Genomic DNA, 26,699 nt, shown 5'->3' on the forward strand with positions numbered 1-26,699 from the left:
GGCTGCGGGATGGGAGATCGGGGGGCTCAGGCGGTGGCCGCGACCTTGGGTTCCACCAAGGGCACGTTGAACACGTCGTAGCCGAAGCACCAGGACGGATCTTCGTTCGTGCGCAGCCAGGTGTTGTCGTGCGAGATGCGCTGAACCTTGCTGGCACGCTCGGCGCGGTTGGCTTCGTACAGAGCGAAGGCGAGTTCGTGGTTGTGCGCACCGACCTCCTTGAGGCAGCGTGCCAGCATGGCGCCGTCCTCGATGGCCATGGCCGCGCCCTGCGCCATGTGCGGCTTCATGGGATGGCAGGCATCGCCCAGCAGCACCATGCGGCCACGGCTCCAGAGCGGCAGCGGATCGCGTTCCAGCAGCGACCACTTGGTCACTTCGACGGTGGCATCGATCAGCGCCTGCACCGTGGGATGCCAGCCCGCGAAGGCTTCGCGCATCTCGTCCTTGCTGCTGGGCAGCCAGCGGTCGTTGAGGTCCCACTTCTCGACGGGCACACCGGTCACGTAGTAGAGCTCGTCCGCCTTGCCAGTGACGAAGTAGGTCATCATGTGGCGGTCATCGCTCCACCACTTCACGCACGCGTCGAAGGGCAGCATGCCGGCCTTGATCTCAGGCGTCGGAAACACGGCGCGGTGGGCCAGGTAGCCCGCGTATTTGGGCAGTTCGGGGCCGAGCAGTTCTTCGCGGATGCGGGAGTTCACGCCGTCGGCGCCGATGACGATGTCGGCCTCTTCCGTCGTGCCGTCAGCGAAGTGCATGACCACCACATCGCCACGGTCCTCCACCTGTGTGAGGAACTTGCCGTAGGCCATCACGCTGCCTGGCAGCGCATCGATCAGCAGCGCGTGGAAGTCGCCACGGTGCACGGTCAGGTAGCTGGCGCCGTATTCCTTGACAGCGTAGTCACCCAGCGGAATCTGGGCCAGCACATCGCCGGTCTGCCAATGACGGCTGTACCAGTAGTCGGGGTGCGAGCCCTGTTCGTTCAGCGCGTCCTCGATGCCGATGCGTCGCAGGATCTTCATCACGTTGGGCCCGACGTGGATGCCGGCACCCAGGCGCGAGAAGCTGGGAGCCTGCTCGTAGACACGGACATTGAATCCTTCCTGCAGCAGCAGTTTGGCGGCAGCAGCGCCGCCGAGGCCGGCGCCGACGACGGCGATACGAGGGGATTGGGACACGTTTTCTCTCCTTGCGGGAATGTTGAAAGTCGGACGGATGGCCGTCGCTGCAGCTGGCTCCTGCCAGGGTCAAAGCACTATCCATGCCATGAAAAACACCACTTATTTAAGCGTGTGCACCCTATTGATTGATTCAAATCAAGCGCACCACAAAGCAGAAGAATAAATCTCATCGCGCTTTTTTTGGTGCGTTTCACGCACAAAATGAGTGCAAACCCCTAAGAAAACAGCGTTTGCCAGACGGCACGACTTTTGCAAAAATAGAGCGTATACACCCATCTGATCTTTATCAACGCGCGCATCCCGCGAACAAGGCAAAGCCATGACTCAGACATTCCGCATAGGCCAGATCGTCCCCAGCTCGAACACCACGATGGAGACCGAAGTGCCGGCCATGCTGCAGGCCCATTCCACGCTGCGTCCGCAGGACCGCTTCACCTTCCACTCCAGCCGCATGCGCATGAAGAAGGTCCAGAAGGAAGAGCTCGCAGCCATGGATGCAGAGAGCGACCGCTGCGCGCTGGAACTGAGCGACGCGCGCGTGGATGTGCTGGGCTACGCCTGCCTCGTGGCCATCATGGCCATGGGCCGCGGCTATCACCGCGTGTCGCAAAAGCGCCTGACCGAGCGCACCGAAAGCAACGGCGCCACTGCCCCCGTGATCACCAGCGCGGGCGCGCTGGTCGAAGCACTGAAGGTCATGGGTGCGAAGAAGATCGCTCTGGTGGCGCCCTACATGATTCCGCTGACCCAGCTGGTCATGGACTACATCGCCGCCGAGGGCTTCGAGATCGTGGACTGGCGCGCGCTGGAGATACCCGACAACCTCGAGGTCGGCCGACACGATCCCGCCAAGCTGCCCGGCATCGTCGCCGGCATGAACTACGCCGACGCCGACGTGATCGTGCTCTCGGCCTGCGTGCAGATGCCCTCGCTGCCGGCGGTGGCCCAGGTAGAGGCAGCGACCGGCAAGCCCGTGCTCACGGCCTCCATCGCCACCACCTACGCCATCCTCAAGTCACTGGGCCTGGACCCGGTGGTACCGGGCGCAGGCGCGCTGCTGTCGGGCGCCTACCCCTACGACAACGCCGCCAAGGTCTGAGGAGCATCCGCATGAGCCAAGACACCAGCACCCTCCTCTACGGCGGCCATGTGCACGCCAACGGCATCCGCCAACACTACCTGCGCTACGGCGGCGCCCAGGGCCAGCGCGCAGGGCGCGACGCCGTCATCCTGATCCCGGGCATCACCAGCCCGGCAGTGACCTGGGGCTTCGTCGCCGAGCACCTGGGCCGCGAGTTCGACACCTATGTGCTGGACGTGCGCGGGCGCGGCCTCTCATCGTCCGGCCCGGGCCTGGATTACGGCCTCGACGCTCAGGCTGCCGACGTGGCCGCGCTCGCTGAGGCCCTGGGCCTGCAGCGCTGGGCATTGGTAGGCCACTCCATGGGCGCGCGCATCGCCGTACGTGCTGCACGCAGCCAGCCGGACGGACTCACGCGCCTGGTGCTTGTCGATCCGCCCGTATCCGGCCCCGGCCGCCGCTCCTACCCGGCCGCCCTGCCCTGGTACGTGGATTCCATCCGCCAGGCCACGCAGGGCATGGATGCCGAGGCCATGCGCGCCTTCTGCCCCACCTGGACCGATGAGCAGCGCCAGCTGCGCGCCCAGTGGCTGCACACCTGCTATGAGCCTGCGATCGTGCAGAGCTTCGAGGACTTCGGCCGCGACGACATCCACGCCGACCTGCCCCGGATCGCGCAGCCCATGCGGCTCGTCACCGCCGAGCGCGGCGACGTTGTGCGCGCCGAAGACGTGGCCGAGTGGCAGGGCTTGGCGCCCCAAACACAGCACGTGCGCGTGCCACAAGCCGGCCACATGATCCCCTGGGACAACGAGGCCGGCTTCTACGCCGCGCTGGGCGACTTCCTGGGGTCGCGGGTGGACTGACGGCGATCCGGCCCGGATCGCCTCTTGCTTGACCTCTCTCATACCTTCATCGCGACACCAAGGAGACGCACATGTCCGTCAGCGATACCGATCTGATCCAAGCCTGGAAACAGGTGCTCATGCTGTCCCGGCTCGAAGCTGGGCAAACCGTCACCGTGCTCACCGGCGCAGACACGCACCCGCAGACGCTGCGCTGCGCCATCGCCGCCGCCAGCGACATGGGGGCACGCGTCAACCGGCTGGACCTGCCGCCCGTCAACGCCGAAAAGTCGCTCAGTCGCGATTCGCTCGCCTACCTGGGAACGACGCCGCTGACAGGCAACCCAGCCGCCATCGCCGCGCTCAAGGCCAGCGACCTGGTGCTGGACCTCATGACCCTGCTCTTCTCGCCAGAGCAGCACGAGATCCTGCAGACCGGCACCAAGATTCTGCTGGCCGTGGAGCCGCCCGAGGTGCTCTGCCGCCTCGTGCCCACCGAGGGTGACCGCGCGCGCGTGCAGGCCGCGTCGAAGCGCATCGAGGCCGCCAAGCAGATGCGCATCACCTCGGTGGCCGGCACCGATCTGCGCTGCCGGCTGGGCGAGTTCCCCGCCATCTGCGAATACGGCTTCGTGGACCAGCCCGGCCGCTGGGACCACTGGCCCAGCGGCTTCGTGCTGACCTGGCCCGACGAAGGCCAGAGCAACGGCCGCGTGGTGCTGGACCGCGGCGACATCCTGCTGCCCATGAAGGACTATGTGACCGAACCCATCGAACTCACGATCGACCAGGGCTACGTCACGCGCATCAGCGGCGGCCTGCAGGCCGAGATCCTCAAGGAATACATGGCCGCCTACGAAGACCCGGAGGCCTACGCCGTCTCCCACGTCGGCTGGGGCCTGCAGCCCCGCGCCCACTGGTCCATGCTGGGCCACTACAACAAGGAAACCCACATCGGCATGGACGCCCGCGCCTTCGAAGGCAACTTCCTCTGGTCCATGGGCCCCAACAACGAAGCCGGCGGCAGCCGCACCACGGCCTGCCATATCGACATACCCATGCGCCACTGCACCGTGGCGCTGGACGGCACGCCCGTGGTGATCGACGGCGTAGTGCAGGACGAACAAGGACTGGCGCGTGCCGCCAGAAGATCCCAGCAAGGCAAGGACATCGCATGACGAACCCCATCACCAGCGCCCAGGACATCCCCGCCGCAGGCGTGCAGGGCGACATCTCCGCCTACGCCCGCCAGGGCTTCGGCACGCCGCTGCCGCTCAAGGCGCCCTTCGGCCTGCTCATCATCGACTTCGTCAACGGCTTTGCCGACCCGGCGGTGTTCGGCGGCGGCAACATACCCGGAGCGATCGCCCGCACGCGCGGCCTGCTGGCCCACGCGCGCGAACGCGGCTGGCCGGTGGCGCACAGCCGCATCGTGTTCTCGGACGACGACGCGGACAGCAACATCTTCTGCCTGAAGGTGCCCGGCATGCTGACGCTGAAGGAGGACAGCCCGGCCAGCGCCATCGTGCCGGAGCTGGCCCCCGCGCCCGGCGAGTACGTTGTGCGCAAGAGCACGCCCTCGGCCTTCTTCGGCACCATGCTCGCACCCTGGCTGGCCCAGCGCGGCGTGCAGACGCTGGTGGTGGCAGGCTGCGTGACCAGCGGCTGCGTGCGCGCCAGCGTGGTCGATGCCATGCAGTCCGGCTTCCGTCCTCTGGTGGTGGCAGACTGCTGCGGCGACCGCGCCCTGGGTCCGCACGAGGCCAACCTGTTCGACATGGCGCAGAAGTACGCGGCCGTGATGCCCCTCGACCAGGCCCTGGCCGACACCGACGCGCTGGAAAAACGCTGAACAAGCCCCTGGCATGCCCGATCGCGTGCCAGCGAAGACCGCCACCCCATGAACCTTCCCCAGCCCCAAGCCCTGCACGCGCAGCTGCTCGATCGCACCGACGCCCTGCTCGTGCTGCGCCAGCCGGTAGCGCCTCCACCACCCGCACCGGGGCAGCCGGGCTCGGCCACCAATTACGTGCCCGCCGCGCCAGAAATCTTCGTGGCCGTGCTGGCCGACGCCGATGCGCCGCAGGGCTGGCGCGCCCTGGCCTTCAACGGCCATGTGGACCTGGGCACGGGCATCCGCACGTCCCTGGCACAGATCGTGGCCGAAGAGCTCGAAGTGCCGCTGGACCAGTTGGACATGGTGCTGGGCCACACGTCCGCGTCGCCCAACCAGGGGCCGACCATCGCCAGCGCCAGCATCCAGATTTCCGCCGTGCCGCTGCGCCGCGCCGCCGCCCAGGCGCGCGAACAGCTGCTGGCGCTGGCCGCCGCGCACTGGGGCGTCGCCGCCGACCAGCTGCAGGCCCGCGACGGCCTGGTGCGCTTCGCCGATGAAGGCGATGCGCGTACGCTCCATTACGGGCAGTTGCTGCAGGACCAGCAACTGCACCTGCCGCTTGCAGCGCCCGAGCAGGCAGTCAAGCTCAAGCCCGCCAGCGACTACCGGCTGGTAGGCCGCGGCGCTGCGCGCGTGGACATCCCCGCCAAGGCCACCGGGGAGCTGAGCTTCGTGCACGACGTGCGCGTGCCAGGCATGCGCCATGGCCGCGTCGTGCGCCCGCCGCACCCGGGCCGCGACGGCGGCGGCTTCATCGGCCGCTGCCTCGTCGCGGTGGACCATGCCTCGGTCGTCCACCTGCCGGGCAATGTGCAAGTGGTCGCCGAGGGCGACTTCGTCGGCGTGGTCGCCGACCGCGAGGAGCAGGCCATCGCAGCCATGCGCGCGCTGCGCGTGCAGTGGCGCCCGGTGCCACCCGCCCCCGACCTGAGCGACCTGGCCGGCGCCATCCGCGCGAACCCGGCGCAGCGCCGGGCGCTGGTGGACGAAGGCGACGTGGATGCGGCCTTCAAGGGGCTGGAGACCGCCGCCGTGCTGGAACGCAGCTACGTCTGGCCCTACCAGATGCATGCCTCCATCGGCCCGTCCTGCGCGGTGGCCGACTTCCAGCAGGGCCGGCTCACAGTGTGGGCCGGCACGCAGAACCCGCATATGCTGCGCACCGACCTGGACCGGCTGCTGCAGCTGGGCGAGGACCGCATCGAGGTCGTGCGCCTGGAGGCCGCGGGCTGCTACGGCCGCAACTGCGCCGACGACGTCTGCGCCGACGCCGCCCTGCTCTCCATGGCCGTGGGCGCACCCGTGCGCGTGCAGCTCACGCGCGAGCAGGAGCACCAGTGGGAGCCCAAAGGCACGGGCCAGCTCATGGACGTGCGCGCCGCCATCGGCCGCGATGGCAGCCTGCAGGCCTACGACTTCGCCGTGCGCTACCCCTCCAACGATGCGCCCATGCTGGCACTGCTGCTCACTGGCCGTGTGCCGGGCCAGCCGCGCACGCTGGAGATGGGCGACCGCACGGCCGTGCCGCCCTACCGCTACGCCAGCCGGCGCATCGCCTGCCACGACATGGCGCCGCTGGTGCGCTCCTCCTGGCTGCGCGGCGTGTCGGCCCTGCCCAACTCCTTCGCCCACGACTGCATGATCGACGAACTGGCCCATGCCACCGGCGCCGATCCCGTGGACTACCGGCTCCGCCACCTCGACGACCGGCGCGCCATCGAACTAGTCGAAGCCACGGCCCGCCATGCGGGCTGGCAGTGCGGCGGCCCGGGCACCAGAGGAGTGCCCGGCGCAGACGGCCTGCTGCGCGGGCGTGGCGTGGCCTATGCGCGCTACGTCCACAGCCGCTTTCCCGGCTTCGGCGCGGCCTGGGCCGCCTGGGTCATAGACATCGAGGTCAACCCCGCCAGCGGCCGCATCGCCGTGCGGCGCGTGGTGGTGGGCCAGGACACGGGCATGGTGGTCAACCCCGACGGCGTGCGCCACCAGATCCACGGCAACGTCATCCAGACCTTGAGCCGCAGCCTGATGGAACGCGTGGCCTTCGATGCCCAGGGCGTCGCAAGCCGCGAGTGGGGCGGCTACCCCATCATCGGCTTTCGCGACGTGCCGCCTATCGAGGTGGTGCTCATGCCCCGACAGGACGAACCGCCCATGGGTGCCGGCGAATCCGCCTCGGTGCCGGGCCCGGCCGCGCTGGCCAACGCGCTTTTCGACGCTACGGGCCAGCGCTTCTACCAGGCCCCGTTCACCCCGGATGCCGTGCGCGCCGTGCTCGAAGGCTGACGGTGGAGGCCACGGACCTCGACAGCCTGGTGCTGCGCACAGCGAACAGCTGGCTGCAGGCCGGCATTCCCGCCTGGCTGGTGAGCGTGGCGCGCACCTGGGGCTCGTCGCCCCGGCCGCCGGGCTCGCTCATGACCCTGAACGCTCACGGTGAGGTGGTGGGTTCGGTCTCGGGCGGCTGCATCGAGGACGACCTGATCCGCCGCGTGCAGCAGGCCGCGCAGGCGCCGTCGCCATCGTTTTGGACTGCGGCCGTGCCCGAAGTGCTTCGCTACGGCATCTCGGCGGATGAGGCCCACCGCTTCGGCCTGCCCTGCGGCGGCACCATGGAACTGGTGATGGAACCCCTGCAGCCCCACAGCCGGCTCCCCGAGTTGCTGGACGCCTGCGCGCAGCGGCGTTACGTGGAGCGCACGCTGCATCTGGCCACCGGCAATGCGCTGCTGCGCGAAGTGCCGCACGGCGCGGCGCCGCAGCTGGATACCGAGCGCTTCGTGGCATGCTTCGCCCCGGCCGCCCGCCTGGTCGTCATCGGCGCGGGCGATACGGCGTTCTACGTGTGCCAGATCGCACTGAGCGTCGGTTTCGACATCGTGCTGAGCGATCCGCGCCTGGAGCGGGCGCCCGCCTGGGCGCAGGGGCGCATCGCCTTCACGCGCGAGATGCCCGACGACATAGTGCTGGCCCTGCGGGAAGACGCCAGCACGGCCGTGCTGGCGCTGAGCCACGACCCGAAGCTGGACGACCTGGCCCTGATCGAGGCCTTGCGCTCACGGGCCTTCTATGTCGGCGCCATCGGATCACGCAACAACAGCGCGCGGCGGCGCGAGCGGCTGCAGCAGCACTTCGGCCTGAGCGACACCGAGATGGATCGCCTGCATGGCCCCGCCGGCCTTTTCATCGGCAGCAGGACGCCGGCCGAGATCGCGCTCTCGATGATGGCCGAGGTAGTCGCGGCGAAGAACGGCGCACTCGTAGCACCTGCCTTCGTCCAGCAGACCCCGCGGCCCCTCTACGGATGAAGGCAAGTCCGCGCCCGCAGTCGATCAGTCCACGCTGGCGCCGGATTCCTTCACTACCTTGCCCCACTTCACGCTCTCCTTCTGGATGAAGGCGGCGAACTGGTCGGGCGTCTCGCCGGCGGCTTCGGCGCCCTGCTCGGCGAGCTTCTTCCTGATGTCCGGCTGGGCCAGCACCTTGACGATGGTGGCGTTGAGCTTGGCGACCACCGGCGCGGGCGTGCCGGCCGGCGCAAACATGCCGAACCACGAGGTGGCCTCGTAGCCGGGCACGCCGGCTTCGGCGATGGTCGGCACGTCGGGCAGTTCGGGCGAGCGCTTGGCCGTGGTCACGGCGATGGCGCGCAGTTTGCCCGAGCGCACGTGCTGGATGGCCGAGGGCATGTTGTCGAACATGATGGCGATCTGGTTGCCCAGCAGGTCCGTCACGGCCGGCGCGCTGCCCTTGTAGGGCACGTGCTGCATGTCCACCTTGGCCATGCTCTTGAAGAGTTCGCCCGAGAGGTGGATGGAGCTGCCGCTGCCCGAGGAGCCGAAGTTGATCCTGCCCGGATTGGCCTTGGCATAGGCGATCAGCTCCTGCACCGTCTTGAACGGCTGGGCCGGGTTGGCAACCAGCAGGTTGGGCACGTTGGCCACGCGCGTGAGCGGCGCGAAGTCCTTGATCGGATCGAAGGGCATCTTCTTGTAGAGCGCCGCGTTGATGGCGTGCGTGCCCACCGTGCCCATGAAGAGCGTGTAGCCGTCGGCCGGCGCCCGCGCGGCCAGCTGGCCGCCGATGTTGCCGCCCGCGCCGGCGCGGTTGTCCACCACCACCGGCTGGCCCAGCTCCGCGCCCATGCCCTGGGCGACGACGCGCGCCAGGATGTCGGTGGTGCCGCCGGCCGCGAAGGGCACGATGATGGTGATGGTCTTGCTCGGGAACGCGCCTTGCGCCGCGGCCAGGCCGGGCAGGAGCGCGCAGGCGGCTGCAGCGGCTGCGGCGGCGATCAGCCCGCGGCGCGGGATCGGGGAGTGGCAAAGGGTCATGGCTTGTTTCCTCTATCTCTTCTTTCTTCTATGGGGATGGCGGTGCAGGCGGCGGCGGGCACGTGGCCCGCAAGCTCATTCCTGCACGATGGACGACGGGTGGTTGGCCAGCGGAGTCACCTTGATCTGCATGTAGGGAAAGAGCGGCAGGCCGCTCAGCAGGGTGTGCAGCTCGTCGTTGCTCGCCACGTCGAAGATGCTGACGTTGGCGTATTCGCCCACCACGCGCCACAGGTGGCGCCACTTGCCTTCGCGCTGCAGCTGCTGCGAATATTCCTTTTCCCTGCGCTTGATCTCGTCGGCCACTTCGGGCGCCAGGGTGGACGGGATCTGCACGATCATCTGAACCATGAACAGCATGGGAATCTCCTTCGAAGGTTGATGGAAAGTCGGGCGGCCGCGCCGCCCCGGGGAAAACTCAGAGATGCGGCCAGATCAGCATGGTGGCCGCGTAGATGGCGCCCACCAGCAGCATGGAGACCACGGTGTAGCCCATGATGTCCTTGAGCTTGAGCTTGGACAGCGCCAGCGCGGGCAGGATCCAGAAGGGCTGGACCAGATCGTTCCAGCCGTTGCCCAGCATCACCGACATGGCGGTCTGCGCCTGCGATGCGCCCAGCGTGCGGGCCGCGTCGATCATGAACGGGCCCTGCAGCACCCAGTGGCCGCCGCCCGAGGGCGCGAAGAAATTGATGACGAAGGAACTGACGAAGCCCCAGAGCGGCAGCGTGGCCGCCGTGGAGATGTTCACGAACACGTGGGCGATGGATTCCACCAGGCCCGAGCCGTGCATGATGGCCATGATGCCGGCGTAGAAGGGGAACTGCAGGATGATCCCGCCGATGGTCTTCACGCCCTCGTTGACCTTCTCCACGTACTTCATCGGCGTGCCCAGCAGCAGCACGCCGAGGAACAGGATGAAGAAGTTGATCATGTTCAGGTCGAGGTTGCCGCCCTTGATGAAGTGCATCGCCACATAGGCCATGCCGCACAGGCCGATCAGCAGGCTCAGCACGCGGCTGTGGTTCAGGCGGTACGCCAGCGTCTTCTCGTCGCCCAGCAGGCCTTCGGCGCTGGCGGCGGGCTTGGCATCCGCCACGGTGGCCGGGTCCAGCTCGATCACGGTCTCGCCGCGCTTGGGGTGCATGGCGGCATTGAGCAGCGGCAGCGTGACCAGCACGGCCAGGCTGGTGAGCAGGATGGGCGCGGAGAAGATGGTCTGCGTGAGCGGGATCAGGCCCATGCTGCCCTCGAACGCGTGGCCCTTGGTGGAGATGAGCACCGGGATCGTCGCCGAGAAGCCCAGGCTGTACATGGTGAAGCCGGTATAGGCCGAGGCGATGATGAGCGGGTAGTGCACGCCCTTCACCTTCAGCGCCAGCTTGCGCGCCATGATGCCGCCGATCACCAGGCCGAAGCCCCAGTTGAGGTAGCTGCCCACGCCGCCCACTATTGTTGCGACGATGATGGCCTGGTGCGGCGTGTGCACGCGCGCCGCGATGCGGTCGAGAAAGCGGTCCACGATGGGCGCGGTGGCCAGCACGTAGCCCATCACCAGGATCACCGCCATCTGCGTGGTGAAGGCCAGCAGGCTCCAGAAGCCCTTGCCCCAGTCCTGCACCACGGCGGCGATGGGGCGGCTCTCCACGCCGAAGGCCAGGGCCATGGTCAGCAGCGTGAGCAGGATCGCGAAGACGAACGGATCGGGCAGGTAGCGCCGCATCAGTTCGGTGAAGAAGGCGGTGATCTTTGACATGGGTTTTGTCTCTTTGATGTTGTGCGTTTGAGAGAAAGTGAGCGGAGAGGAAAACGGTGGCCGTCAGACGCCAGCGACGCCTACGGTCATGCCGCCGCAGACGTAGAGCACCTGGCCGGTGACGAAGCCGCTGCGCGCATCGAGCAGATAAGACACGGCATGCGCCACGTCGTCGGGCGTGCCCACGCGCTTGACGGGCACCGCGTCGATGATGGCCTGCGTGCGCGGCGCATCGGGCGGGTTGGCGCGGTCGAAGAGCTCGGTGCGGATGGGCCCGGGGCCGATGGCGTTGGCCGTGATGCCGTGGCGGCCCAGCTCCAGCGCCCACACCCGCGTCATGCCGATCAGGCCGGCCTTGGTGGCCGAATACGCGGTGCGCAGCTCCTTGCCCAGGGCGGCGCGCGAAGACATGTTCACGATGCGGCCGAAGCCGGCGGCCTGCATGCCCGGCAGCAGCGCCTGCATGCACTGCAGGCTGCAGCGCAGGTTCAGCGCCACGGCCAGGTCGAACTGCTCCAGCGTCTGCTCGGCCGCCTCGGCGGGCACCACGATGCCCACGTTGTTGACCAGCCGCGTGATGGGGCCGCCGGCCAGCGCCTGCTGCAGCGCACGCGCCGTCTCCGCAGGGTTGGACAGATCGGCCTGGATGCCGCCCGGCACGTGATCGACGCTGCGGTCGATGATGACCGGCTCGTAGCCGTCGGCGCGGCAGCGCTCGGCCGTCGCCGCGCCGATGCCGGCGCCGCCGCCGGTGATGAGGACGCGTTCGCGCACGGAAATGGAGGAGCTCATGGGAGTCTTTCAGGAAAACAGGGAACGCCGGCAGAGCGCGCTACAGGTAGCACTGCCCGTCCACATAGGCCTTGCGCCAGCGGGTGAGCGTGACCCGCTCGAACAGGCCGGCCGCATGGAACGGGTCGGACTCGATGAAGCGCAGCGCCTCCTCGCGCGAATCCAGCGCCACCACGTAGAGGCCGCCGCCCAGGTCCCGGCCGTCGTCGTCCAGCTTGGCGCCGCAGGCCAGCAGCAGGGCCTTGTGCTGGTCGAGGAACTCCAGGTGCGCGGCGCGGTGGGCCTGGCGCACCTGCTGGTGGCCGGGCTTGTCGAAGGTTTCGATGATGAAAGGCATGTCGGGTCCTTCAGGAAGACAGAAAGGCAAAGGCCGAGGCCGGGGCGCAGCGGGCCGGCCTACGCAGCAGCAGGCGCATGGAGAGGGCTCAGACCGTGGCGACGGGCGTCACGGGCGAGCCCACGGCGCCGGGCAGGTTCAGCGGCGGCGCGGTCAGCAGGAAGCGGTGGCGGCCGTGCCCGCGCAGCCAGCGGGCCAGCGGCGTGAGGTGCCAGAGCTCGCCCAGGTGCACGCCCAGCTTGAACAGGCAGTGCTCGTGCAGCGGCAGCGCCGCGCAGCAGGCCGGGCCCGGGCGCGCGGGCAGGCCTTCGACGGCGTAGTTGTCTGCGGCGAGGGCGGCGAGCTGGCTGTCGGTGATCCACTGCAGCAGCTTCTCGTCGCGCCCGTCGAGCACCGCGCAAGCGCCTTGCAGCACGGCCGGATCTGGATGCCGGCGCATGCCCAGCACCACGTCGGCGAAGCCGGTGTGCAGGCAGACGATGTCGCCGCGCTCCACCGCCACGCCGTCGGCTTCCAGCACGCGCATCAGCGTGTCGTAGCCGACCAGCGTGCGCGCGTCGCCCAGGTGGGCGCGCAGGTCGATCATCACGCCCCGGCCCTGCACGCCGGTGCGGGCCATGCCTTCGATGCCCAGGGCGTGGGCGGCCGAAGTGCTGGCAGAGGCAGCGCCGGGCGCACCGGATGCACCGGATGCACCGGACGCACCGGACGCACCCGGCACGCCGGTGTCGCGCACGTCCTGCGGGCCGACGATGTGGCGGCCGGCCGCGTAGCCGTTGTAGTAGAGCGCCTCGGGCAGGCCGTCGCCGTTGGCATCGAACATCGAGCCCGCATGCGCCAGGCTGTCCCACTGCGTGGAGTACTGCAGGTAGAGGATGGCCAGGTCGTCGGACATCACGTCGGTGCGGCCCGGCTCCAGCTCGGCCATCAGGCAGTTGAAGTTGACCAGCCCCTTGCGCAGCGTGGGCCGCAGCACGGGCGGATGGCGGTTGGGGTTGAGCGCGCTGCCGCCGGGGTAGTCCAGCGGCAGGCTGAGCGCGAAGCTCAGGCCTTCGCGCACCTCGGCCACGCCCTGCCGCACCTTCTCGGGCGTGAGCAGGTTCAGGCGGCCCAGCTGGTCGTCGGGCCCGAAGTCGCCCCAGTTGGAGCCGGGCGGGCGCTGCTTCCAGCGGGGGTTGGTGAGCGGGGAGGCTTCCATGGCGGCAGTGCCTACAGGGCTAGGCCGTCGGCAGGAAGGCGGCCAGCGCGGCCTCGAAGGCCTCGGGCGCTTCCAGGTTCGAGAGGTGCGAGGCCGGCACTTCGGCCAGCTGCGCGCCCGCGATGGCGGCCTGCATGGCCTGCGCGTCGGCCACCGTGGTGACCGGGTCGGCCATGCCGGCGATCAGCAGCGTGGGCACGGCGATGGCGTCGATGGCCGAGCGCAGGTCGGCCCGGGCCAGCGCTTCGCAGCAGGCGGCATAGCCTTCGGGCGGGGTGCCGGCGATCCAGCCCTGCGCGCGGCGCACCACGCCGGGCTGGGCGGCGGTGAAGGCTTCGGTGAACCAGCGCGCGGGCGACGAGGCCGCCAGCTCGGCCATGCCGGCCGCGCCCTTCTCGCGCACCATGGCGGCGCGGGTGGTCCAGCCATCGGCCGTGCCGATTTTGGCTGCGCTGTTGGCGACCACCAGGCGATCGAGCCGCTGCGGCGCGTTCACGCCCAGCCACAGGCCCGTGAAGCCCCCCATCGAGATGCCGCAGAAGCTGGCTTTTGCGATGCCCAGCGCGTCGAGCAGCGCGACCACGTCGCCGCCCAGCTGGTCGAAGGTGTAGGGGCCGGGCGAGGCCACGCTGGCGCCGTGGCCGCGCGTGTCGTAGCGCACCACGCGGTGGGTGCGGGCGAAACGTTCGGCCTGCGCGTCCCACATCTCCAGCGTGGTGCCCAGGGAGTTGGAGAGCACCAGGGCCGGCGCGTCGGCGGGCCCTTGCACCCGCACGCGGAAGCTGCCCGCAGCGGTCTTCAGCACTTCGTTCATGGACATGCCTGCGCCCCCGCTCACACGCGTTCCAGGATCACGGCGATGCCCTGCCCCACGCCGATGCACATCGTGCAGAGCGCGTAGCGCCCGCCCGTGGCATGCAGCCGGTTGACGGCCGTGGTGGCCAGGCGCGCGCCGCTGGCGCCCAGCGGGTGGCCCAGGGCGATGGCGCCGCCCCAGGCGTTCACGCGCTCGTCGTCGTCTTGCAGGCCGAGCATGCGCAGCACGGCCAGGCCCTGGGCGGCGAAGGCTTCGTTGAGTTCGATCACGTCGAGCTGTTCCAGCGTGATGCCAGTCTGCGCCAGCACCTTCTGGGTGGCGGGCGCGGGGCCGATGCCCATCACGCGCGGCGCCACGCCGGCCGTGGCCATGCCGACCACGCGGGCCTTCGGCGTGAGGCCGTGCCTGGCGGCCGAGGCTTCATCGGCCAGCAGCAGCGCGCAGGCGCCGTCGTTCACGCCGCTGGCGTTGCCGGCCGTCACGGTGCCGCCTTCGCGCACCACGCCCTTGAGGCGGGCGAGCGCCTCCAGGCTGGTGGCGCGCGGGTGCTCGTCCTGGTCCACCACGATGGCATCGCCCTTCTTCTGCGGGATGGTCACGGCGGTGATCTCGCGGGCCAGGTGGCCGGCCTGCTGGGCGGCCACGGCCTTGAGCTGGCTGGCCAGGGCCATGCGGTCCTGCGCCTCGCGCTCGATCTTGTAGTCATCGGCCACGTTCTCGGCCGTCTCGGGCATGGAATCGACGCCGTACTGCGCCTTCATCAGCTTGTTGACGAAGCGCCAGCCGATGGTGGTGTCATAGACCGCGTTGCTGCGGCTGAAGGCGGTTTCGGCCTTGGGCATGACGAAGGGCGCGCGGCTCATGCTCTCCACTCCGCCCGCGATCATCAGGCCGGCCTCGCCCGCCTTGATGGCGCGCGCCGCCGTGCCCACCGCATCCAGGCCGGAGCCGCACAGGCGGTTGATGGTGGCGCCGGGCACTTCCAGCGGCAGGCCGGCCAGCAGCGCGCTCATGCGCGCCACGTTGCGGTTGTCCTCGCCGGCCTGGTTGGCGCAGCCGTAGAGCACGTCGGCCACCGCGGCCCAGTCCACGTTCGGGTTACGCGCCATCAGCGCCTTGAGCGGGATGGCGCCCAGGTCGTCGGTGCGCACGCTGGAGAGCGCGCCGCCGTAGCGGCCGAAGGGCGTGCGGATGGCGTCGCAGATGAAGGCTTGCGAAGAGGTCATGGTGTGGTGTCTCCTTGAGGGGTTCAGGCGCGGCGGATGGGCAGGCCCACCAGGCGTTCGAGTTCGGCGTGCTCCAGGCCGGGCACGGCGTCGATCAGCGCCAGCCCGCCGGGCGTGCAGGCCAGCGTGGCGAGGTCGGTGTAGATGCGCTTGACGCAGCCGATGCCGGTGAGCGGGTAGCTGCATTGCGCAACCACCTTGGACTGGCCCTGCTTGGTCAGCAGATCCATCATCACCCAGGTCTGCTTGGCGCCGATGGCCAGGTCCATGGCCCCGCCCACGGCGGGAATGGCGCCAGGCTCGCCCGTGCTCCAGTTGGCCAAGTCGCCCGTGGCGCTGACCTGGAAGGCGCCCAGCACGCAGATGTCCAGGTGGCCGCCGCGCATCATGGCGAAGCTGTCGGCATGGTGGAAATAGGCGCCGCCCGGCAGCAGGGTGACGGGCTGCTTGCCGGCGTTGGTGAGGTCGTAGTCCTCCAGCCCTGCCGCCGGCGCCGGGCCCATGCCGAGGATGCCGTTCTCGCTGTGCAGGATGACCTCGCGGTCGGCCGGGATGTGGTTGGCGACCAGGGTCGGCTGGCCGATGCCCAGGTTGACGTACGCCCCTTCGTGGATGTCCTGCGCCACGCGGCGGGCGAGTTCATCCTTACTACGCTTTTGATAGCTGCTCACGCTGGTTCCTTCTGCGCTCAAGGCCGATTTCATGCCGATTTCTTGAAGCCCGCTGCCTGCGTGGCCGTGCGCTCGATGCGCACGATCTGGCTCACGAAGATGCCGGGGGTGACGATGGCTTCGGGGTCCAGCCCGCCCAGTTCCACGATCTCGTGCACCGTGGCGATGGTCTGCCTAGCGGCGGTGGCCATCACCGGGCCGAAGTTGCGCGCCGACATGCGGTAGGTCAGGTTGCCCCAGCGGTCGCCGCGCTCGGCCTTGACGAGGGCCACGTCGCCGTGGATGGGGTACTCCAGCACGTACTGCTTGCCGCCGATCTCGCGGGTTTCCTTGCCCTTGGCCAGCTCGGTGCCGTAGGCCGTGGGGCAGAAGAAGGCGCCGATGCCGGCCCCGGCGGCGCGCAGGCGCTCGGCCAGGTTGCCCTGGGGCACCAGTTCCAGCTCGAGCTGGCCGGCGCGGTAGAGGCCGTCGAACACCTGGCTGTCCGCCTGGCGCGGAAAGCTGCAGATGATCTTGCGCACGCGGCCGGCCTTGAGCAGCGCGGCCAGGCCCGTCTCGCCGTTGCCGGCGTTGTTGTTGACCACCGTGAGCTCGCGCGCGCCCTGCTCGATCAGGCCGTCGATCAGCTCGCCCGGAATGCCCGCCGTGCCGAAGCCGCCGATCAGCACCGTGGCGCCGTCCTGGATGCCGGCCAGGGCCTGTGCGACGGAATCCGCAATCTTGTTGATCATGTCGTTGGAGAGGGGGGTGAAGACGTGAGGGGGACAATCCGCCCGGCTGCCGATACAGGCCGGGCAATTTGTTCGTATATCGAACATTTGTTCGTATAATGAATTCTAGGACCGATCCCCATGGATGACACCCCCTCTTCGACTAGTGATAACCCTAGGCCGGGCGACAGCTATGTGCAGTCATTCGCGCGCGGGCTGGAAGTGATCCGCTCGTTCAGCGCTGCCGCGCCCCAGCAGACGCTGAGCGAGGTGGCCGCCGCCTCCGGCCTCACGCGCGCCGGCGCCCGCCGCATCCTGCTGACGCTGCAGACGCTGGGCTACGTGGAAAGCGACGGCCGGCTGTTTCGCCTCACGCCGCGCATCCTCGACCTGGGCTTCGCCTACCTCTCGTCCATGCCCATCTGGGACCTGGCCGAACCCACCATGGAAGCGCTGGTGGACCAGTTGCACGAATCGTGTTCGGCCGCCGTGCTGGACGGGCGCGACATCGTCTATGTGCTGCGCGTGCACACCCACAAGATCATGAGCACCAACCTGGGCGTGGGCTCGCGCCTGCCGGCCTTCTGGACCTCCATGGGCCGCATGCTGCTGGCCGGCCAGAGCGACGACCAGGTGCAGGCCCTGCTGGACGGACTGCCGCGCCGGGCCCTCACCCCCCACACGCTCACCAGCGACAAGGACCTGCTGGCCGCCGTGCGCCAGGCGCGCACCCAGGGCTGGTGCCTCATCAACCAGGAGCTGGAGGAAGGCCTGATCTCCATCGCCGCTCCGCTGCGCAACCGCGCCGGCGAAACGGTGGCGGCGCTCAACATCAGCGGCCAGGCCAACCGCACCAGCGCGGAGATGATGCAGACCCAGTTGCTGCCCCCGCTGCTCAAGGCGGCCGAAACCGTCTCACGCCTGCTGGGCACGCGGCGGCGATGAGAAATCCACCAGGCGGAATATCATGAAATACCGACACTGGGCGGCTGATGCGGCGATGCGACGGGCACGCGATGGTCAAGGCACGCCTGCTGACAACTGGTCACAATCGCATCCATCCCCATTCCCCGACACCTGAAGCCACTAGCGACTCTCCTATGAAAAACCTCAAACTGGGCCTTCGCCTCGGGCTGGGCTTCGCCCTCGTGCTTGTTCTCATGGCCCTGGTCACCGCGCTGAACCTGGTGCGGCTGAACCAGCAGGACCACGTCTCGCAGGGCCTCATCAACGAGCTCTACCCCAAGGCCAACGCCAGCCAGCAACTGTCCTACGTGACGCTGGACATCTCCCGCGTCGTGCGCAACATCATCATCCTGACCGACGACTCGCAGATGGCGCCGAACAAGGCCGTGCTGGACAAGTCCATCGCACAGACGGCCGACTACATCGCCACGCTGGACCGGCTGGCCGAAACGGCCGAAGAGCGCACGCTGATCCAGGAGATCAAGACCCAGAGCGCGGCCTACATCGCCTTCAGCAAGGACGTGGCCGACCTGGGCCTGCAGAACAAGAACATCGAAGCGCAGCAACTGCTGTTCAGCGCGCGCTACGCCACGCAAGGGGCCTACCTCGCCACCCTGAAGAAGATGGTCGATCTGCAGGAAAAGAACATGCGCGACGGCGGCGCCGCCGCGCACGAGGCCTACCTGCAGGCCCGCACCATGGTGCTGGTCGCATCCGTCATCGCCGCGCTGATGGCCGTGGGCTGCGCCCTCGTCATCACCCGCTCCATCACCGCGCCGATCCAGGACGCGGTCGATGCCGCCGACCGCGTGGCCGACGGCAACCTGAGCGTGCCGATCCACACCGACGCGCGCGACGAAACCGGCGCCCTGCTCAAGGCCCTGCAGCGCATGCAGGACAACCTGGTGAACACCGTGCGCATCGTGCGCGGCAATGCCGAGAGCGTGGCCACCGCCAGCGCCGAGATCGCCCAGGGCAACGACGACCTGAGCCGGCGCACCGAGCAGCAGGCATCGGCCCTGGAAGAGACCGCGGCCTCGATGGAGCAGCTGGGCGGCACCGTGCGCCAGAACGCCGACAACGCCCGCCAGGCCAGCCAGCTGGCACAGGAGGCCAGCGACGTGGCCGTCAAGGGCGGCGACGTGGTGAACCAAGTGGTGGACACCATGAAGGGCATCAACGAGAGCTCGCGCAAGATCAGCGACATCATCTCGGTGATCGACGGCATCGCCTTCCAGACCAACATCCTGGCGCTCAATGCCGCCGTGGAAGCCGCCCGTGCCGGCGAGCAGGGCCGAGGCTTCGCCGTGGTGGCCAGCGAGGTGCGCAGCCTGGCCGGCCGCTCGGCCGACGCCGCCAAGGAAATCAAGAACCTCATCAGCACCAGCGTGGAGCGCGTGGACCAGGGCACGGCCCTGGTGGACCAGGCCGGCCACACCATGCAGGAAGTGGTGGCCTCGATCCGCCGGGTGACCTCCATCGTCGGCGAAATCAGCGCCGCCAGCCGCGAGCAGAGCGAAGGCGTGGGACAGGTGGGCGAAGCCATCGTGCAGATGGACCAGGCCACCCAGCAGAACGCCGCGCTCGTCGAAGAGAGCGCCGCCGCCGCCTCGGGCCTGCGCACGCAGGCCGATCAGCTGGTCCAGGCCGTGGCCGTGTTCCAGCTGGCCCAGGGCAGCGGCAGCCACTTCGCCGCCCCGTCGCCCGCCCCAGCGGCCAGGCATTCGGCCGGCAGCACGGCAGCAGTTGCTGCACCGGCGCCCGCGAAATCCGCCAAGCTGGCCGCAGCGCGCCTGACGTCCGCGCCCGCATCGGCCGGCAAGGGGGCATCGGCCTCGGCCACCCACGCGCCGGCGCCTGCCGCCGCCGCCCCGGCCGCACCGCCCCAGCCGCGCCCTGCGCTGGCTCCCGCAGCCCCCAAGCCCGCACCCACGGCCACCGCCAGCAAGAAGCACGACGAGGACGACTGGGAAACCTTCTGATCCCGGCCGGGATCTCGCCCCGAACCGGCTCACGCGCGGCCGGTCCGGGGCGCAGCCCATGCTACGCTGACGGCCATGTTCAATCCCTCCCAAGCCGACGTACGGCGCTTTTTCTGCAGCGTGTACGCCAAGGACCGGGCCGGCCAGCCCATGGAAGCGATCGAGACACTCGCCAGCCTGTGGATCGCGGAACACCCGGAGTACCACGCCGAGCTGGCCGACGTCGATGCCGCCCTGGCCCGCAACTACGACGAGACGCCGGACCGCACCAATCCCTTCTTGCACCTGTCCATGCACCTGTCCATCAGCGAGCAATGCAGCATCGACCAGCCCCGCGGCATCCGCCAGGCGGTCGAGCTGCTGGCAGCCCGGCTGGATTCGCTGCAGGACGCCCATCACGCCGCCATGGAATGCCTGGGCCAGATGCTGTGGGAGAGCCAGCGCTCCGGCCGCCCGCCCGACGGCGATGCGTACGTCGCCTGCGTCCAGCGGCGCGCCACGCGCGATTGACCGCAGCGGCCAGGGCCCCGTCCAGGTTGCTCATCATTTCATAGCACAATAGCGCCATTGCAAAAGCGCTGCAGGCCAAAAAGATGACTCCACCGGACTCCCCACCCACTGCCGGGTCACCCACTCGCCCTGCAGCCGGCGTGACGCGCTGATGCCACCCCGCCGCTGGCAGCCATCGCTGCGCCTGGCCATCGCCCTGCCGATGGCATTGCTGTTCGCCTGCACCGTCGGGCTGATGGCGGTCAGCCAGCACCAGCAGGTGCAGGCCTTGATCGACCAGGAGAGCGTGCGGCTGCTCAGCGCCATCACCTCCACGGCGAACAGCCGCCTGTCCAGCTATCTCGACGCGCCCTTCCAGGCGCAGCGCACCATGGCCGACGCCATCGCGCGCGAAGACCTCTACCGCCCGGGCGACATGCGCCACATCGCGGGCTACCTGCTCGATGCCGTCTCGCGGCGCTATGAGGAATACGCCCAGATCGGCCTGATGGGCTTCGGCAGCCGGGACGGCTGCTACGTCGCGGCACGCCGCACGCAAGGCCTGCAGCTCATCGTGCAGGACCGCAGCACCGGCGGCCACCTGAACATCTACCGGGGCGCCGACACCCGGGAGCTGTCCCGCTCCATCGAAGGGTTCGACCCCACCCGCAGGCCCTGGTACGTGGCCGCCGCGCAGGCCGGCCGCTCCGTCTGGTCGCCGGTGTACACCACCGTCAGCAAGCAGGGCGACGTGATCCTGTCCGCCACCACGCCCGTGGTGGTGCGCGGCGAGACGGTGGGCGTGGTCGGTGCCGACATCCGGCTGGACGCGCTGCACCAGTTCCTGCGCGACGAGCCGCTGCGCGGCAACGGCATCATCTTCATCACCGAGCCCGACGGCCTGCTGGTCGCGCAGAGCGAGCCGGAGGCCGTCATGGGCGAGCGCACCGGCTCATCGCCGCTTGCGCCGCGCGCACGGCGGGCCGCGGCGAGCAGCGCCAACCCGCTGATCCAGGCCGCGGCATCGCACCTGGCCGCCGCCACGCGCGGCGACGCCAGCTTCAGCATCCAGCAGAACGGCGCGGTGTATTTCGGCCGCGTCAGCCGCTTCACCGGCGCTCCCGGGCTCGACTGGCGCATGGTCGTGCTGCTGCCCGAATCCGACCTGCTGGGCGACACGCGCACCCGGCTGCGCTACCGCACGGCAGCCGCCGTGCTGGGCGCCGTGCTGGCCCTGCTGGCAGCGCTCTGGGCCGTGCAGCGGGTGTCCCGCCCCATCCTGCAGACGGCCGAGGCGGCGAACCGGCTGGCGCAGGGCGACTGGTCGGCCGTGCCCGTCGAGCGGGACTGGCTGCGGGAGACCGCCACCCTCTCGCAGGCCTTCAACCGCATGGCCTCGCAGCTGCAGCAGTCCTTCGGCCAGTTGCGCGACCAGCTGCTGACCGACCAGCTCACCGGCCTGCTGACCCGCCGCGGCCTGCTGGAGCGGGCCGACTGGCATGGCGAGCGCACCGTGGCCCTCACCCTGCTCGGGCTGGACGCCTTCCGCGCGCTCAACGACAGCGTGGGCTTCAGTACCGCCGACCGCCTGCTGAAGGCGGTGGCCGACCGCCTGCGCAACCGCCTGCCCGAGCCGCTCCTGATCGCGCGCACAGCCGGCGACGAATTCGCCGTGCTGCACCTGGGCGTGGAAGGCCTGTCGGAACAGGCCATCGGCAAGGCCGTGCTCAATCTCTTCGCCATGCCGTTCACGGCCGGCGACGACGAGCTGCAGATCAGCGCATCGGCCGGCGTGGTGGCCGGGCCGCTGCACAGCGGCGACCTGTCGGAATGGCTGCGCCGCGCCAGCATCGCCCTGGGCGAGGCCAAGCGCGGCGGCCGCAACCAGTGCGTGGTGTTCGAGGCGCCGATGATGGAGCGCTCGCTCGAACACTCCCGCCTGCTGACCGAGCTGCGCCAGGGCCTGGACCGCGAACAGCTCGTGGTGCATTACCAGCCGCTCATCGACCTGCCCACCGGCCGCGTGACCGGCGCCGAGGCGCTGGTGCGCTGGAACCATCCCACGCGCGGCCTGGTGCCGCCCAACCTGTTCATTCCGCTGGCCGAAGAGTCCGGCCTGATCCTGCCGCTGGGCGAATGGGTGCTGCGCCATGCCACGCGGGCGATCGCCGATCGTCTCGGCACGCTGCCGCCCGACTTCAACCTGCACGTGAACGTGTCGGCACGCCAGCTCATCCAGTCGGACTTCACCGCCCGGCTCAAGCAGGTGCTGCGCTCCAGCGGGCTGCCGGCCGGCCAGCTCACGCTGGAGCTGACCGAATCGCTGCGCATCGGCGATGGCGACGTGGGCACGCGCGCGCGCCTGGCCGCCATCCGCGCCATGGGCGTGAAGATCGCCATCGACGATTTCGGCACCGGCTACTCGTCGCTGGCCTATCTGAACGACCTGCCGCTCGACTGCCTCAAGATCGACCAGCGCTTCGTGCGCACGCTGCTGCAGTCGCCGCAGGACGCGGCCATCGTCGCGTCGGTGCTCAGCCTCGCCCGCGGCCTGGGCGTGCCGGTGGTGGCCGAAGGCGTGGAAACCGAATCGCAGGCCGAGTTCCTGCGCGGCATGGGCTGCGACTCCGCCCAGGGCTACTGGCTGGGCCGGCCGGTGCCGCTGGATACGCTCAACCTCGCGTCGCGCACCATCGGCCGGCAGCCCGGCGAAGACGGCACGGGCGACATGCACGCCTGAGCCGGCCGCACGGCAGCCGGGCAACGAAGAAATAAAGAAAGAAAAAAAGAAAAAGGCCCGGAAGATCCGGGCCCTGTGGGTGCGCAGCGCGGCAGGCGCGAAGCCCTGGCTTTCTTCAGCGAAAGCGCGGCTGCTGCACCACCTGGAGGTCGCCATCCAGCGAACCGATGTAGCCCGCCATGGCCTTCAGCTCGGCATTCGTGAACTGCTTGGCGACGCCGGCCATGATGGCGTTGGAGCGGCCCACCTTGGGGTTCTTCTCGGTCTTGTACGCCTTGAGCGCGACGTAGAGATAGTCGGCATGCTGGCCGGCGATCTTGGGATAGGACGGGTCGATGGGCTGGGCGAAATTGGCGCCGTGGCAGGACACGCAGGCGCCCTTTTGCAGCAGTGCCGCCACCTGGGCGCTGGGCTCGCGGCCGGGCTTGGGCGGCGGCGCGGCATGGCCTGCGCCCTGCGCGGCGTAGTAGGCCGACACGTCGGCGATGTCCTGGTCGGAGAGCGAATCGGCGATGCCGCGCATGGTGGGATGGCGGCGGTCACCCTTTCTGTAGGCCTCCAGCGCGGAGGCGATGTAGCGCTCGCCCTGGCCGGCGATCATGGGCACCTTGTAGACCTCGGGAAAGCTCGCCTGGTAGCCCGGGATGCCGTGGCAGCCGATGCACATGGCCACCTTCTTGCTGCCGGCCTGCGCGTCGCCCTTGACGGCCTCGGCCAGCGCCACACCCGTCGCACACGCGACAACCAAGCCGAATACCGTGTTCCGTGTCTTGTTCATTTTGCGCGCACAATTCCGTGGGTGGTTGTCTCTCTAATGAGCAGAAATTATAGGAGGGGGCCCCCGGCCCCCTTTATCAACGATTACCCTATTCACGGCCCATGAAATTCCAAGGTTCCGAGAGTTACGTCGCCACCCAAGACCTGAAACTGGCGGTCAATGCCGCCATCACGCTGCAGCGTCCGCTGCTGGTCAAGGGAGAGCCCGGCACCGGCAAGACCATGCTGGCCGAAGAGGTCGCCCGCGAGCTGGGCCTGCCGCTCTTGCAGTGGCACGTGAAGTCCACCACCAAGGCGCAGCAAGGCCTCTACGAATACGACGCGGTGAGCCGCCTGCGCGACAGCCAGCTGGGCGATGCCGACAGCAGCGAGCGCGTGAAGGACATCCGCAACTACATCGTGCAGGGCGTGCTCTGGCAGGCCTTCACCGCCGATCAGCCGGTGGCCCTCTTGATCGACGAGATCGACAAGGCCGACATCGAATTCCCGAACGATCTGCTGCGCGAGATCGACCGCATGGAGTTCTACTGCTACGAGACGCGCGAACTCATCCGCGCCAAGCACCGGCCGCTGGTGTTCATCACCTCCAACAACGAGAAGGAACTGCCCGACGCCTTCCTGCGCCGCTGCTTCTTCCACTACATCAAGTTCCCCGACGCGGACACCATGCGCCAGATCGTGGCCGTGCACTTCCCCACGCTCAAGGGCGAACTGCTGGCCGTCGCGATGAAGACCTTCTACGACGTGCGCGCCCTGCCCGGCCTGAAGAAGAAGCCCTCCACCAGCGAGCTGATCGACTGGCTCAAGCTGCTGGTGGCCGAAGACATCCCGCTGGCCGCGCTGCAGAGCGCCGACCAGAAGGTCGCCGTGCCGCCGCTGGTGGGCGCGCTGCTCAAGAACGAGCAGGACGTGAGCCTCTTCGAGAAGCTGGTCTTCATGAACCAGCGCAACCGCTGACAGCCGCTGGGGAGAGAGCCCATGGCAGCAGCCGCCTTCGTCGAACCCGTCACGCTGCGCGAGCGCGGCGTGCGCCTGGAACCGCTGGCCCTCGCGCATGAGGCCGGCCTGGCCGCAGCCGCCGCCGACGGCGCGCTCTGGAACCTGCGCATCACCTCGGTGCCCGAGCCCGAGAACACGCGCGCCTATATCGAAACGGCACTGCAGGGCCGTGCCGATGGGCACCGCTTCGCCTTCGCGGTGCTGGACGATGCCTCCGGCCGCGTGCTGGGCACCAGCAGCTACCACGACATCGTGCCGGCCCTCAAGCGGCTGGAGATCGGCTGGACCTGGTATGCGAAGAGCGTGCAGCGCACGCACGTCAACACCACGGCCAAGCTGCTCCTGATGGCGCATGCCTTCGACACGCTGGGCTGCCACGTCGTGGGCTGGCGCACCGACAACTTCAACTTCGCTTCGCAGCGCGCCATCGAGCGGCTGGGCGCCAGGAAGGACGGCGTGCTGCGCGGCCACGCGCTGCGGCGCGACGGCACCATCCGCGACACCGTGATGTACAGCATGCGCAGCGGCGAATGGCCCGAGGCCCGCGCCCAGCTGCTCTATCTTTTGCAGCGCCACGCCCAGGCCTGACGCGCGCAAGCGGCCATCCAGACCCTTGAACACCAGGAAGCACCGGGCATGCTGATCGACTTCTTCTACACGCTGCGCGCCGCCGCGCTGCCCGTTTCGGTGAAGGAGTACCTGACGCTGCTCGAAGCCCTGCAGGCCGGCGTGGTCGGCCCCCGCTCGGAAGACGGCTGGAGCCTCGACGACTTCTACCATCTGGCCCGCACCGTGCTCGTCAAGGACGAGAAGCACTTCGACAAGTTCGACCGGGCCTTCGGCGCCTACTTCAAGGGCGTGGAGATGGTGGCCGACTTCCGCAAGGAGATCCCGGCCGACTGGCTGCGCCAGGTGCTGGAGCGCGAGCTCACGCCCGAGCAGAAGGCCGCCATCGAGAAGATGGACTGGGACGAGCTGATGGAGACGCTGAAGAAGCGCCTCGAAGAGCAGCAGGAACGCCACGAGGGCGGCAGCAAGTGGATCGGCACCGGCGGCACCAGCCCCTTCGGCCACGGCGGCTACAACCCGCAGGGCGTGCGCATCGGCGGTGCCGGCAAGAACAAGAGCGCGGTCAAGGTCTGGGACCAGCGCGCCTACCGCGACTACGACGACACGCAGGAGCTGGGCACGCGCAACATCAAGATGGCGCTGCGCCGACTGCGCCGCTTCGCGCGCGAAGGCAACGCGCTGGAGCTGGACCTGGACGACACCATCCGCAGCACGGCCGCCAACGCGGGCTACCTGGACATCAAGATGATCCCGGAGCGCCACAACAACGTGAAGCTGCTGCTGCTCATGGACGTGGGCGGCACCATGGACGAGCACGTGCAGCGCGTGGAAGAGCTCTTTTCCGCCGTCAAGAGCGAGTTCAAGCACCTGGAGTTCTATTACTTCCACAACTGCGTCTATGACTTCATGTGGAAGAACAACCGCCGCCGCTTCGCCGAGAAGTTCCCGACCTGGGACATCATCCGCAAGTACAACAAGGACTACAAGCTCGTCTTCGTGGGCGACGCGACCATGAGCCCCTACGAGATCCTGCAGCCCGGCGGCAGCGTGGAATACAACAACGAGGAAGCCGGCGCCGAATGGCTCACGCGCCTGCTGCACGCCTTCCCGCGCCATGCCTGGATCAACCCCGAGCCCCAGGGCGTGTGGCAGTACCGCCAGAGCATCGCCATCATCCAGCAGATCCTCGGCCAGCGCATGTTCCCGCTGACCCTCAAGGGCCTGGAGGAGTCCATGCGCCTATTGTCAAAATAGTCCTACGAACGGGCTGGAAGCCTGAGGGCGCGGCGCAGCACGTTAAGCTGACACTATGCGCCACCACTCTT

Annotated in this window: 25 protein-coding genes; 13 read left to right on the top strand and 12 right to left on the bottom strand. The window is 68.9% G+C overall.

Annotation, left to right across the window (positions count from 1 at the left end; all coding sequences use genetic code 11):
- Positions 1–26: 26 nt before the first annotated feature.
- Positions 27–1,184: an FAD-dependent monooxygenase gene (locus BM070_RS05980; RefSeq protein ID WP_092938526.1), complete on the bottom strand. Its 1,158-nt coding sequence runs from the start codon at positions 1,182–1,184 to the stop codon at positions 27–29.
- Between the two features lie 322 nt (positions 1,185–1,506).
- On the opposite strand from BM070_RS05980, the gene BM070_RS05985 reads away from it, so the two are divergent.
- The 6 genes from BM070_RS05985 to BM070_RS06010 all read left to right on the top strand — a co-directional run bounded on the left by BM070_RS05985 (position 1,507) and on the right by BM070_RS06010 (position 8,318).
- The gene (locus tag BM070_RS05985; RefSeq protein ID WP_092938528.1) at positions 1,507–2,286 is read left to right on the top strand and encodes a maleate cis-trans isomerase family protein; all 780 of its coding nucleotides are present in this window, start codon (positions 1,507–1,509) and stop codon (positions 2,284–2,286) included.
- 11 nt (positions 2,287–2,297) lie between these two features.
- A complete protein-coding gene (locus BM070_RS05990) occupies positions 2,298–3,134 on the top strand; it encodes an alpha/beta fold hydrolase (RefSeq protein ID WP_092938530.1) in 837 nt (278 codons plus the stop codon).
- A gap of 71 nt (positions 3,135–3,205) precedes the next feature.
- Positions 3,206–4,291 (top strand): 2,5-dihydroxypyridine 5,6-dioxygenase NicX family protein, encoded by a 1,086-nt coding sequence (locus BM070_RS05995; protein WP_092938532.1) that lies wholly within the window; start codon positions 3,206–3,208, stop codon positions 4,289–4,291.
- Positions 4,288–4,965 carry an N-carbamoylsarcosine amidohydrolase gene (locus tag BM070_RS06000; protein WP_092938534.1) on the top strand — a complete coding sequence of 226 codons (678 nt, stop codon included), beginning with the start codon at positions 4,288–4,290 and terminating at the stop codon, positions 4,963–4,965. The genes BM070_RS05995 and BM070_RS06000 overlap by 4 nt, the downstream gene beginning before the upstream one ends.
- Positions 4,966–5,013: 48 nt before the next feature.
- Complete coding sequence (locus tag BM070_RS06005) at positions 5,014–7,296, top strand: xanthine dehydrogenase family protein molybdopterin-binding subunit (protein WP_092938536.1); 2,283 nt, start codon at positions 5,014–5,016, stop codon at positions 7,294–7,296.
- A 2-nt stretch (positions 7,297–7,298) separates the two neighbouring features.
- Entirely contained in the window at positions 7,299–8,318 is a 1,020-nt protein-coding gene (locus BM070_RS06010) for an XdhC family protein (protein WP_092938539.1), read from the top strand.
- A 24-nt stretch (positions 8,319–8,342) separates the two neighbouring features.
- Here the strand turns inward: BM070_RS06010 and BM070_RS06015 are convergent, their stop codons facing one another.
- The 10 genes from BM070_RS06015 to BM070_RS06060 form a co-directional block, all read right to left on the bottom strand.
- Positions 8,343–9,344, bottom strand: coding sequence for a tripartite tricarboxylate transporter substrate binding protein (locus tag BM070_RS06015; RefSeq protein ID WP_092938541.1), 1,002 nt, complete (start codon positions 9,342–9,344; stop codon positions 8,343–8,345).
- A 75-nt stretch (positions 9,345–9,419) separates the two neighbouring features.
- The gene (gene catC, locus BM070_RS06020) at positions 9,420–9,704 is read right to left on the bottom strand and encodes a muconolactone Delta-isomerase (protein WP_092938543.1); all 285 of its coding nucleotides are present in this window, start codon (positions 9,702–9,704) and stop codon (positions 9,420–9,422) included.
- A 58-nt stretch (positions 9,705–9,762) separates the two neighbouring features.
- Positions 9,763–11,100 (bottom strand): short-chain fatty acid transporter, encoded by a 1,338-nt coding sequence (locus BM070_RS06025; RefSeq protein ID WP_092938545.1) that lies wholly within the window; start codon positions 11,098–11,100, stop codon positions 9,763–9,765.
- Positions 11,101–11,163: 63 nt separating this feature from the next.
- Positions 11,164–11,892: an SDR family oxidoreductase gene (locus tag BM070_RS06030; protein WP_092938547.1), complete on the bottom strand. Its 729-nt coding sequence runs from the start codon at positions 11,890–11,892 to the stop codon at positions 11,164–11,166.
- Positions 11,893–11,932: 40 nt separating this feature from the next.
- Positions 11,933–12,229: a YciI family protein gene (locus BM070_RS06035; RefSeq protein WP_092938549.1), complete on the bottom strand. Its 297-nt coding sequence runs from the start codon at positions 12,227–12,229 to the stop codon at positions 11,933–11,935.
- Positions 12,230–12,317: 88 nt separating this feature from the next.
- On the bottom strand, positions 12,318–13,427 hold the full coding sequence (locus BM070_RS06040; protein WP_092938551.1) for a cyclase family protein: 1,110 nt from the start codon (positions 13,425–13,427) through the stop codon (positions 12,318–12,320).
- A 19-nt stretch (positions 13,428–13,446) separates the two neighbouring features.
- Entirely contained in the window at positions 13,447–14,247 is an 801-nt protein-coding gene (gene pcaD, locus BM070_RS06045; protein ID WP_092938553.1) for a 3-oxoadipate enol-lactonase, read from the bottom strand.
- Between the two features lie 14 nt (positions 14,248–14,261).
- Entirely contained in the window at positions 14,262–15,470 is a 1,209-nt protein-coding gene (gene pcaF / locus BM070_RS06050) for a 3-oxoadipyl-CoA thiolase (protein ID WP_092938555.1), read from the bottom strand.
- 23 nt (positions 15,471–15,493) lie between these two features.
- Positions 15,494–16,141 (bottom strand): 3-oxoacid CoA-transferase subunit B, encoded by a 648-nt coding sequence (locus BM070_RS06055; RefSeq protein ID WP_092938923.1) that lies wholly within the window; start codon positions 16,139–16,141, stop codon positions 15,494–15,496.
- 29 nt (positions 16,142–16,170) lie between these two features.
- Positions 16,171–16,872 (bottom strand): 3-oxoacid CoA-transferase subunit A, encoded by a 702-nt coding sequence (locus tag BM070_RS06060; RefSeq protein WP_092938557.1) that lies wholly within the window; start codon positions 16,870–16,872, stop codon positions 16,171–16,173.
- A gap of 120 nt (positions 16,873–16,992) precedes the next feature.
- On the opposite strand from BM070_RS06060, the gene BM070_RS06065 reads away from it, so the two are divergent.
- From BM070_RS06065 to BM070_RS06080, 4 genes are all read left to right on the top strand, one after another.
- Positions 16,993–17,796, top strand: a complete 804-nt coding sequence (locus BM070_RS06065; RefSeq protein WP_092938559.1) for an IclR family transcriptional regulator — start codon at positions 16,993–16,995, stop codon at positions 17,794–17,796.
- Between the two features lie 155 nt (positions 17,797–17,951).
- Positions 17,952–19,799 carry a methyl-accepting chemotaxis protein gene (locus BM070_RS06070; RefSeq protein WP_092938561.1) on the top strand — a complete coding sequence of 616 codons (1,848 nt, stop codon included), beginning with the start codon at positions 17,952–17,954 and terminating at the stop codon, positions 19,797–19,799.
- A 75-nt stretch (positions 19,800–19,874) separates the two neighbouring features.
- Positions 19,875–20,309: a DUF1841 family protein gene (locus BM070_RS06075; protein ID WP_092938563.1), complete on the top strand. Its 435-nt coding sequence runs from the start codon at positions 19,875–19,877 to the stop codon at positions 20,307–20,309.
- A 151-nt stretch (positions 20,310–20,460) separates the two neighbouring features.
- Positions 20,461–23,028, top strand: coding sequence for a bifunctional diguanylate cyclase/phosphodiesterase (locus tag BM070_RS06080; RefSeq protein ID WP_092938565.1), 2,568 nt, complete (start codon positions 20,461–20,463; stop codon positions 23,026–23,028).
- 115 nt (positions 23,029–23,143) lie between these two features.
- Here the strand turns inward: BM070_RS06080 and BM070_RS06085 are convergent, their stop codons facing one another.
- Complete coding sequence (locus tag BM070_RS06085; RefSeq protein ID WP_092938567.1) at positions 23,144–23,806, bottom strand: c-type cytochrome; 663 nt, start codon at positions 23,804–23,806, stop codon at positions 23,144–23,146.
- A gap of 101 nt (positions 23,807–23,907) precedes the next feature.
- Here BM070_RS06085 and BM070_RS06090 point away from each other — a divergent pair, with 101 nt between their 5' ends.
- From BM070_RS06090 to BM070_RS06100, 3 genes are read left to right on the top strand one after another with little or no spacing between them, the layout of a single operon-like run.
- Entirely contained in the window at positions 23,908–24,762 is an 855-nt protein-coding gene (locus tag BM070_RS06090) for an AAA family ATPase (RefSeq protein WP_092938569.1), read from the top strand.
- 21 nt (positions 24,763–24,783) lie between these two features.
- Positions 24,784–25,392: a GNAT family N-acetyltransferase gene (locus tag BM070_RS06095; protein ID WP_092938571.1), complete on the top strand. Its 609-nt coding sequence runs from the start codon at positions 24,784–24,786 to the stop codon at positions 25,390–25,392.
- A 48-nt stretch (positions 25,393–25,440) separates the two neighbouring features.
- Positions 25,441–26,628, top strand: coding sequence for a vWA domain-containing protein (locus BM070_RS06100; RefSeq protein WP_092938573.1), 1,188 nt, complete (start codon positions 25,441–25,443; stop codon positions 26,626–26,628).
- Positions 26,629–26,699 lie beyond the last annotated feature (71 nt).

Source organism: Paracidovorax wautersii (assembly GCF_900113035.1).
Lineage (GTDB): Bacteria > Pseudomonadota > Gammaproteobacteria > Burkholderiales > Burkholderiaceae_C > Paracidovorax > Paracidovorax wautersii.

What these genes read in the sequence shown, in the direction of transcription:
- BM070_RS06085 (WP_092938567.1), bottom strand. Translation starts at nt 23,806, where the DNA reads ATGAACAAGACACGGAACACGGTATTCGGCTTGGTTGTCGCGTGTGCG.
- BM070_RS06025 (WP_092938545.1), bottom strand. Translation starts at nt 11,100, where the DNA reads ATGTCAAAGATCACCGCCTTCTTCACCGAACTGATGCGGCGCTACCTG.
- BM070_RS06015 (WP_092938541.1), bottom strand. Translation starts at nt 9,344, where the DNA reads ATGACCCTTTGCCACTCCCCGATCCCGCGCCGCGGGCTGATCGCCGCC.
- BM070_RS06035 (WP_092938549.1), bottom strand. Translation starts at nt 12,229, where the DNA reads ATGCCTTTCATCATCGAAACCTTCGACAAGCCCGGCCACCAGCAGGTG.
- BM070_RS05995 (WP_092938532.1), top strand. Translation starts at nt 3,206, where the DNA reads ATGTCCGTCAGCGATACCGATCTGATCCAAGCCTGGAAACAGGTGCTC.
- BM070_RS05990 (WP_092938530.1), top strand. Translation starts at nt 2,298, where the DNA reads ATGAGCCAAGACACCAGCACCCTCCTCTACGGCGGCCATGTGCACGCC.
- BM070_RS06080 (WP_092938565.1), top strand. Translation starts at nt 20,461, where the DNA reads ATGCCACCCCGCCGCTGGCAGCCATCGCTGCGCCTGGCCATCGCCCTG.
- BM070_RS06095 (WP_092938571.1), top strand. Translation starts at nt 24,784, where the DNA reads ATGGCAGCAGCCGCCTTCGTCGAACCCGTCACGCTGCGCGAGCGCGGC.
- BM070_RS06075 (WP_092938563.1), top strand. Translation starts at nt 19,875, where the DNA reads ATGTTCAATCCCTCCCAAGCCGACGTACGGCGCTTTTTCTGCAGCGTG.
- catC (WP_092938543.1), bottom strand. Translation starts at nt 9,704, where the DNA reads ATGCTGTTCATGGTTCAGATGATCGTGCAGATCCCGTCCACCCTGGCG.
- BM070_RS06000 (WP_092938534.1), top strand. Translation starts at nt 4,288, where the DNA reads ATGACGAACCCCATCACCAGCGCCCAGGACATCCCCGCCGCAGGCGTG.
- BM070_RS06060 (WP_092938557.1), bottom strand. Translation starts at nt 16,872, where the DNA reads ATGATCAACAAGATTGCGGATTCCGTCGCACAGGCCCTGGCCGGCATC.
- BM070_RS06065 (WP_092938559.1), top strand. Translation starts at nt 16,993, where the DNA reads ATGGATGACACCCCCTCTTCGACTAGTGATAACCCTAGGCCGGGCGAC.
- pcaD (WP_092938553.1), bottom strand. Translation starts at nt 14,247, where the DNA reads ATGTCCATGAACGAAGTGCTGAAGACCGCTGCGGGCAGCTTCCGCGTG.
- BM070_RS06030 (WP_092938547.1), bottom strand. Translation starts at nt 11,892, where the DNA reads ATGAGCTCCTCCATTTCCGTGCGCGAACGCGTCCTCATCACCGGCGGC.
- BM070_RS06005 (WP_092938536.1), top strand. Translation starts at nt 5,014, where the DNA reads ATGAACCTTCCCCAGCCCCAAGCCCTGCACGCGCAGCTGCTCGATCGC.
- BM070_RS06070 (WP_092938561.1), top strand. Translation starts at nt 17,952, where the DNA reads ATGAAAAACCTCAAACTGGGCCTTCGCCTCGGGCTGGGCTTCGCCCTC.
- BM070_RS06100 (WP_092938573.1), top strand. Translation starts at nt 25,441, where the DNA reads ATGCTGATCGACTTCTTCTACACGCTGCGCGCCGCCGCGCTGCCCGTT.
- BM070_RS06040 (WP_092938551.1), bottom strand. Translation starts at nt 13,427, where the DNA reads ATGGAAGCCTCCCCGCTCACCAACCCCCGCTGGAAGCAGCGCCCGCCC.
- pcaF (WP_092938555.1), bottom strand. Translation starts at nt 15,470, where the DNA reads ATGACCTCTTCGCAAGCCTTCATCTGCGACGCCATCCGCACGCCCTTC.
- BM070_RS05985 (WP_092938528.1), top strand. Translation starts at nt 1,507, where the DNA reads ATGACTCAGACATTCCGCATAGGCCAGATCGTCCCCAGCTCGAACACC.
- BM070_RS06090 (WP_092938569.1), top strand. Translation starts at nt 23,908, where the DNA reads ATGAAATTCCAAGGTTCCGAGAGTTACGTCGCCACCCAAGACCTGAAA.